Here is a 470-nt window from a genome sequence, read left to right as displayed (position 1 = left end):
CTTAATTTATCCTGCATTAAATCTGACTTTTCTTGCTCTCTTATGTATTTCTGGATTGTGGCTTCATTGAGCCCCACCGTACTTACATAGTATCCTTCTGACCAGAACTTCCTGTTGCCAAATTTGTATTTTAAATTCGCATGCTTATCAAATATCATCAACGAACTTTTGCCTTTTAAATATCCCATAAAACTCGACACACTGATTTTCGGTGGGATACTCACGAGCATATGGACATGATCTGACATTAAATGGCCTTCAATGATTTCAACTCCTTTGTACTTACAAAGGTCTCGTAATATTTCACCTATGCCTGTACGGATACTGGCAAAAATGACTTTTCGTCTGTATTTCGGCGAAAAAACGATATGGTATTTGCACAGCCACTTTGTATGTGCTGAGCTTTGTGCTTTAATCCCCATAAACACCTTTCCTTATTTCAGTTACGTATATTAGCTTGAACATCTATA

Annotated in this window: 1 protein-coding gene; it reads right to left on the bottom strand. The window is 37.0% G+C overall.

The window, feature by feature from the left end:
* A partial coding sequence (gene tnpA, locus ACGF49_RS24835; protein WP_387493411.1) for an IS200/IS605 family transposase occupies positions 1-422 on the bottom strand: 422 nt, incomplete at its 3' end.
* Positions 423-470: the final 48 nt, after the last annotated feature.

This window comes from Photorhabdus sp. RM96S (genome assembly GCF_042879335.1).
GTDB lineage: Bacteria > Pseudomonadota > Gammaproteobacteria > Enterobacterales > Enterobacteriaceae > Photorhabdus > Photorhabdus kayaii.
This window is presented reverse-complemented; position numbering and strand designations above follow the sequence as displayed.